The following is a 6,444-nucleotide window of genomic DNA, read 5'->3' on the forward strand; positions in this document are numbered from 1 at the left end:
GGGTCAGCGCGCCGAGCGCGAGCGTGCCGGCCAGCCAGGCGCGACCGGTCGCGCGGATCGCGGGGGAGCGGGGGACCAGGGCCAGCGCCAGCGTGGGCGCGCCCACCAGCAGCACGGTGACCAGCGCCACCACCGGCCAGACGGCCACCCTGCGGTCCAGGCCGGTGACCAGCACCAGCTGGTCGACCACCCAGCCGACGAGCTGGGCCGGCACCGTGACCAGCACGGCCCAGACGCCGGTGACCGACGCGGCCACCACCGGCCACGGTCCGGTGTTGCGACGAGCGGGGTACGGCGGGGGGACGGGAGCGCTGGGCGGGCCGACCTGCATGGCCCTCACCGTACGGCCCGGCGGGTGCGTGCCGCCGGAGCGCGCGGGCGGTTACGGTGGACACGTGCGCGACCCCAACGTGTCCCGATCCGTGGCCGGTCAGCTCTCCGCCGAGCGCCGCGCCGACGACCTGCGCCGACTCCGCGCCGAGCGGTTCGACGTGCTGGTCATCGGCGGTGGCGTGACCGGGGCGGGTGCCGCGCTCGACGCCGCGTCCCGCGGCCTGAAGGTGGCCCTGGTGGAGGCGCGCGACTACGCCGCCGGCACCTCCAGCCGGTCCAGCAAGCTGATCCACGGCGGCCTGCGCTACCTGGAGCAGCTCGAGTTCCACCTGGTGCACGAGGCGCTGACCGAGCGCGGGCTGCTCGCCACCCGGCTCGCCCCGCACCTGGTGCGCCCGGTGCCGATCCTGGTCCCGCTCCCCGCCGAGGGCGGCCTGCGTGACCTGCCCCGCCGGTTCTTCCGCCGCTCCTACTACGGCGCCGGGGTGGCCGCCTACGACGTCTTCGCCGGGGTGTTCGGCGGCGGGCGCGGCATGCCGCTGCACCGGCACCTGAGCCGGGAGGGCGCCCGCCGGATCTTCCCGAGCCTGCGTCCCGACACGCTGGCCGGGGCGATCCGCTACTACGACGGGCAGGTCGACGACGCCCGCCTGGTGGTGACGCTGGCCCGCACCGCGGCCAGCCTCGGCGCGACCGTGGTGACCAGCGCCCGGGCGGTCGGCCTGACCCGGCAGGCCCGGGAGGTCACCGGGGTCCGGGTCCGCGACCTGGAGGCTCCCGCCGGCTCGCCGGACGCCGAGTTCGAGGTGCGCGCCCGCACCGTGATCGCCGCGACCGGCGTGTGGAGCGACGACATGTCCCGGATGCTCAACGACGTCGGGCTGCGCCCCGGCTTCCGGGTCCGGGCCTCCAAGGGCGTGCACCTGGTGGTGCCCCGCTCGGCGATCACCGGCGAGACCGGGCTGATCCTGCGCACCGCCAGCAGCGTGCTCTTCGTGATCCCGTGGGGCGGTCACTGGATCATCGGCACCACCGACACCGACTGGCGGCTGGACCGGTCCCACCCGGCGGCCACCGCCAAGGACATCGACTACCTGCTGGAACAGGTCAACACGGTGCTGGACCGCCCGCTCACCACCGACGACATCGAGGGCGTGTACGCGGGGCTGCGCCCGCTGCTGGCCGGCGAGGCGGACTCCACCTCCAAGCTCTCCCGGGAGCACGCGGTCGTCGAGCCGATGCTCGGGCTGCTCCTGGTGGCCGGCGGCAAGTACACGACCTACCGGGTGATGGCCTCGGACGTGGTCGACCGGGCGGTGCACCGGCTCGGCTGGACCCGGCCGTCGCGCACCGCCGACCTGCCGCTGCTCGGCGCCGACGGCTACGCGGCCATGTGGCGGGACCGGGCCGACCTGGCCCGCCGGCACGGGGTGCCGGTCGGGGTGGTGGAGCACCTGCTGGAGCGCTACGGCACGCTCACCCTCGACCTGCTCGCCCTGGTCGACGCCGACCCGCTGCTCGGCTCCCCGCTCGCCGGCGCCCCGGAGTACCTGGCCGCCGAGGTGACGTACGCGGCCCGCGCCGAGGGGGCGCTGCACCTGGAGGACGTGCTGACCCGGCGTACCCGGATCTCCATCGAGACCAGCCACCGCGGCCTGGAGTCCGCGGAGCACGCCGCGGAGCTGATGGGTGCGGTGCTCGGCTGGGACGAGGCGACCCGCGCCCGCGAGGTGGCCCACTACCGGGCCCGGGTGGAGGCCGAGCGGCAGTCGCAGCTGATGGCGGACGACGTGGCGGCCGACGCGGCCCGGCTGGGCGCGCCGGACGTGCGCGGTTTCGCGGCGGACCGGGGCACCGACGGCGACAGCGCCGCGGAGGTGCCGTCGTCTTCCCGGTGACCGGCCGGTAACGTCGTTCCGGAGGGTACCGGGCTTACCTACGGAAGTGTAGGTTTCCCCGCGTGGTTCGCCCATCCTGGTCGCGCGTCCGTGCTTTGTCCGTCGGCGTCCTGCTGGCGATCGCCCTGAGCGGCTGCTCGCTCTTCGGTGAGGCCGAGGGCGCCACCACACCGGGCGGGGCGGGCGCCGCCTCGCCGACCCCGGACGGGCGACGGGTCTCGCTGGTGCAGCAACTGGGTGCGGGCGGGCCGCCGCGCACCCTGGAGGTGGACCCGGCCGGGCGGTGGCAGTGCCGCGACTGCGCGGGCGACGGGGTCGACTCCACCGGGGCGCTCACCCCCGAGCAGACGCAGCGGCTCCAGCAGATGCTCGCCGACCCGGCGCTGGCGAAGGAGACCGATGAGGCCCGGCACTACAAGCAGGGCTGCATCGACGCGCTGACCTCGACCCTGCTGATCCCGCCGGGGCTGACCATCACCACACAGGACTGCCCGGGCGAGCCGAAGCCGCCGGTGGCCTACCAGGTCCTGCTGCTGATCACGCAGGCGACGCCGGCCGAGGACAAGAGCTGAGGCGTCAGCACACCTTGCCGGGGTTGAACAGCCCCGCCGGGTCCAGCGCGGCCCTGATCGCCTGGTGCACCCGCACGCCCACCGGGCCGATCTCCCGGGCCAGCCAGTCCCGCTTGAGCAGGCCGACGCCGTGCTCGCCGGTGCAGGTGCCGCCGAGTTCCAGCCCGAGCCGCATGATCTCGTCGAAGGCCCGCCGCCCGCGGGCCAGGCTGGCCGGGTCGGCCCGGTCGACCACGATGTTCGGGTGCATGTTGCCGTCGCCGGCGTGCCCGACAACGCCGATCGGCACCCCGCACTCCTCGGCGACCCGGGCCACCCCGTCCAGCAGTGCCGCCAGCGCGCCGCGCGGCACCGCCACGTCGTCGATGACCAGGCCGCCGTTGCCGCCCGGGAAGGCCTCCGCGGCGAACTTCTCCATCGCCGGGTGGGCCAGCCGCCGGGCCTGGAGCAGGGCGGCCGCCTCGGCCGCGTCGGTGGCCGCGTAGACCTCGTCGGCCCCGGCCGCCGTGCACACCTCGGCCAGCCGGGCCAGGTCGTCGGCCGCCCGGGAACCGGTGTCCACCGCCGCCAGCAGCAGCGCCTCCGCGTCGGTCCGCAGCCCCATCGGCCGGTAGGCCTCGATGGCCCGCAGGTGGGTCCGGTCCAGCAGTTCCAGCAGGCTCGGGGTGAGCCCGCGTGCCGCGATCCCGGCGACCGCGGTGCCGGCCGCCGCCGTGGTGGGGAAGACCGCGACCAGGGTCAGCGACTCCTCGGGTGCCGGCCGCAGCGCCACGGTCACCTCGGTGATCACACCGAGGGTGCCCTCCGAGCCGACGAAGAGCCGGGTCAGGTCGTATCCCGCGACGCCCTTGGCGGTGCGCCGGCCCGTGCGCAGCACCTCGCCGGAGGCGAGCACCACCTCCAGACCGAGCACGTACTCGGTGGTCACGCCGTACTTCACGCAGCACATGCCGCCGGCGTTGGTGGCCACGTTGCCGCCGATGGTGGACGACTCCCAGGAGCCGGGGTCGGGCGGGTACCAGAGGCCGTGCTCGCGGACCGCCCCGGCCAGCGCCGCGTTGACCACGCCGGGCTGCACCACGGCGATCCGGCTGACCGGGTCGACCTCCAGGATCCGGTCCATCGCCACGGTGCTCAGCACCACGGCGCCGTCCACCGCGTTCGCCGCGCCGGCCAGCCCGGTCCGCGCCCCCTGCGGCACCACGGGTACGCCGTGCCGGGCCGCCGCCCGGACCACCGCCACGACCTCCCCGGTGTCCCGGGGGCGCACCACCACCAGCGGCGTGCCCGCCGCGCACAGGTCGGCCTCGTCCCGCTCGTGCAGGGTGAGCAGGTCGGGGTCGGTCAGCACGGCGGCGTCGCCGAGGGCGGTCCGCAGGTCGTCGAGGAGAGGATGGCCGGCCATGCCGGGAAGGCTAGGTCGTGGCGGCGGGGTTGACCAACCGGGCGTACGTTTGTCGCCATGCTCTACCTGGACCCGCCCTCGGTGCCCTCGCGCGGGCGGCTGTGGTCGCACCTGATCAGCGACGTCTCCTACGCCGAGCTGCACGCCTTCGCCGAGGCGCTGGGCGTGCCCCGGCGCGCCTTCGACCGGGACCACTACGACCTCCCCGCGGACCGCGTGCCGATGGCCGTCTGGCTGGGGGCCCGGCTGGTCCCCTCCCGCGAGATCGTCCGCCTCCTCCGCGCCGCCGACCTGCGCCGGCCCAGACCCCGCGCGGTCCCCGCGCCGGCCCGGCCGGCGCGACGGGACGCCGAGGTCAGCGCAGGGTCGCGAGTTCCCGGGTGAGGTTGGCGCGGGCGCGCGCCTCCCAGCGGGAGCGCGGCTCGGGAAGCCGGTAGAGGGTGGGCAGGGCCAGCAGGGCGGCCAGCACGGCGGCGCGGCCGGCGCGGAACTCCGGGTCGGGGACGTGGGCGTACTCGCGGCGGACGGCGGCGGCGTAGCGGTCGTAGTCGGCGGGCGGGGCGGCCAGCACCGCCAGGTCGGCGTCGCAGAGCAGAGCGCCGTCCGGGTCGTCCGGGACGACCGCGTGGCCGGCGGTGAGCAGCACCAGGCGGCGTACCTCGCGCACCGCGCCGGCCGGCAGCCCGGCGGCGGTGAGCAGCTCGCCGGCCAGCTCGGCGCTGGCCCGCTCGTTGGCGTCGCCGCCGGACCGGGGGTCGTAGACCGCGTCGTGGCACCACGCCGCCAGCCGGACCAGGTCCGGGCGGCGGGCCGACCCGGCGTACGCGTCGACCACGTCGAGCACCGCCCACAGGTGGGTCACCGTGTGGTAGTGCCGGTGCGGCTCCCGCCAGCCGGCCACCAGCCGCGCCCCGGCCCGTTCGACGCCGGGCGGGTCGGCCGCCCCCGCCGCCCGGGCCGCGTCCCGCCACCGATCGATCAGCTCGTCCACGCGGTGCAGTCTGCCCCAACCGCGCTGATAGGGAGGATTCACGGGGGGCGGGACGGGTAGTCCCGGCCATGGCCGTGGCCCGGGACCGACGACCGCCGTTCTTCCGGCGTACGGCGCTGCGCGAGGGACTTGTCGACGTCGACGGGGCGCGGATCGCCGCGGCCGTGGAGCAGCTCCGGCACCGGGGCAGGGCCACCCTGCACGACCGGTTGCACCGGGTGCGTACGGCGACCGGCCTGGCGGTACAGGCGGGCCTCGCGGCGGGGCTGGCCTACCTGGTCTCCCATGTGTTCCTGAACAATCCGCAGCCGGTGTTCGCGCCGATCTCCGCGGTGGGCACGCTGGCCGCCTCGGTCGGCCAGCGGTTCCGCCGGACCGTCGAGCTGATCATCGGCGTGGCGGTCGGCGTCTTCGTCGGCGATCTGCTGATCTACTTCCTCGGCACCGGCGCCTGGCAGCTCGGCCTGGTGGTCACCGCGGCGATCCTGCTGACCGTCTTCGCCGGGGCGAGCGTGGCCATCGTGATCCAGGCGGCGGCCACCGCGGTGCTGATCGTGACGCTCAGTCCGTCCACCCAGAACCTGGAGATACCCCGCTTCGTCGACGCCTTCATCGGCGGCGGCATCGCGCTGCTGGTCACCGCGATCCTGCTGCCGCTCAACCCGCTCCGCGTGATCAACCGGGCGGCCCGGCCGGCGCTGGACCTGCTCGCCACCCAGCTCGACGTCTGCGCGGAGGCGCTGCGCAACCGGGACCGGGAAGCCGCCCAGCGGGCCCTGTTCCGGCTCCGGGAGAACAAGGAGGAGCTGGCCGCGCTCTCCGAGGCGATCGAGGGGGCCAAGGAGACCATCACCATCTCACCGGCCCGCTGGCACCGGCGGGACGAGCTGACCCACTACGCCGAGGCGGCGGACCCGATCGACCGGGCGATGCGGAACAGCGGCACCCTGATCCGCCGCTCGGTCACCGTCATCGAGGACGAGGAGCCGATCCCCGAGACGATGCCCGACTCGGTCGCCCACCTGGCCGAGTCGGTACGCCTGCTGCGGCACGAGTTCGCCGCCGGGGAGGAGCCGGAGAAGGCCCGGGAGCGGTCGCTGCGCGCGGTCAGCGAGGCCGGCCGCGCGTACGCCGAGGGGGTGGGCTTCTCCGGCAGCGTGGTGATCGCCCAGGTCCGGACCACGGCGAGCGACCTCATGGTGGCCTCCGGCATCGACCAGGAGGAGGCGAACCGCCTGGTCCGCC

The 6,444-nt window shown here is 75.7% G+C and carries 6 protein-coding genes and 1 pseudogene; 4 read left to right on the plus strand and 3 right to left on the minus strand.

Annotated features, from left to right (window positions below):
- Window positions 1-331, minus strand: a pseudogene (locus ACW0Q9_RS28165) (S8 family serine peptidase); the annotation flags it as partial.
- Between the two features lie 79 nt (window positions 332-410).
- Between ACW0Q9_RS28165 and ACW0Q9_RS28170 the strand changes: the two are divergent.
- Together ACW0Q9_RS28170 and ACW0Q9_RS28175 are read left to right on the plus strand one after the other, a co-directional pair.
- Entirely contained in the window at window positions 411-2,231 is a 1,821-nt protein-coding gene (locus ACW0Q9_RS28170; RefSeq protein WP_456186403.1) for a glycerol-3-phosphate dehydrogenase/oxidase, read from the plus strand.
- A gap of 62 nt (window positions 2,232-2,293) precedes the next feature.
- Window positions 2,294-2,803: a hypothetical protein gene (locus ACW0Q9_RS28175; RefSeq protein WP_456186395.1), complete on the plus strand. Its 510-nt coding sequence runs from the start codon at window positions 2,294-2,296 to the stop codon at window positions 2,801-2,803.
- Window positions 2,804-2,807: 4 nt separating this feature from the next.
- Here the strand turns inward: ACW0Q9_RS28175 and ACW0Q9_RS28180 are convergent, their stop codons facing one another.
- The gene (locus ACW0Q9_RS28180; protein ID WP_456186397.1) at window positions 2,808-4,208 is read right to left on the minus strand and encodes an FAD-binding oxidoreductase; all 1,401 of its coding nucleotides are present in this window, start codon (window positions 4,206-4,208) and stop codon (window positions 2,808-2,810) included.
- A gap of 57 nt (window positions 4,209-4,265) precedes the next feature.
- On the opposite strand from ACW0Q9_RS28180, the gene ACW0Q9_RS28185 reads away from it, so the two are divergent.
- The gene (locus ACW0Q9_RS28185; RefSeq protein ID WP_456186399.1) at window positions 4,266-4,592 is read left to right on the plus strand and encodes a DUF4031 domain-containing protein; all 327 of its coding nucleotides are present in this window, start codon (window positions 4,266-4,268) and stop codon (window positions 4,590-4,592) included.
- On the opposite strand, the gene ACW0Q9_RS28190 is transcribed toward ACW0Q9_RS28185, so the two are convergent.
- Complete coding sequence (locus ACW0Q9_RS28190; RefSeq protein WP_456186401.1) at window positions 4,564-5,199, minus strand: HD domain-containing protein; 636 nt, start codon at window positions 5,197-5,199, stop codon at window positions 4,564-4,566. The genes ACW0Q9_RS28185 and ACW0Q9_RS28190 overlap by 29 nt on opposite strands.
- Window positions 5,200-5,273: 74 nt before the next feature.
- Between ACW0Q9_RS28190 and ACW0Q9_RS28195 the strand changes: the two genes are divergently transcribed.
- Window positions 5,274-6,444 (plus strand): FUSC family protein (locus tag ACW0Q9_RS28195; protein WP_456186405.1); only part of this gene is annotated, 1,171 nt, incomplete at its 3' end.

The sequence above is a fragment of the Micromonospora sp. I033 genome (assembly GCF_053890995.1).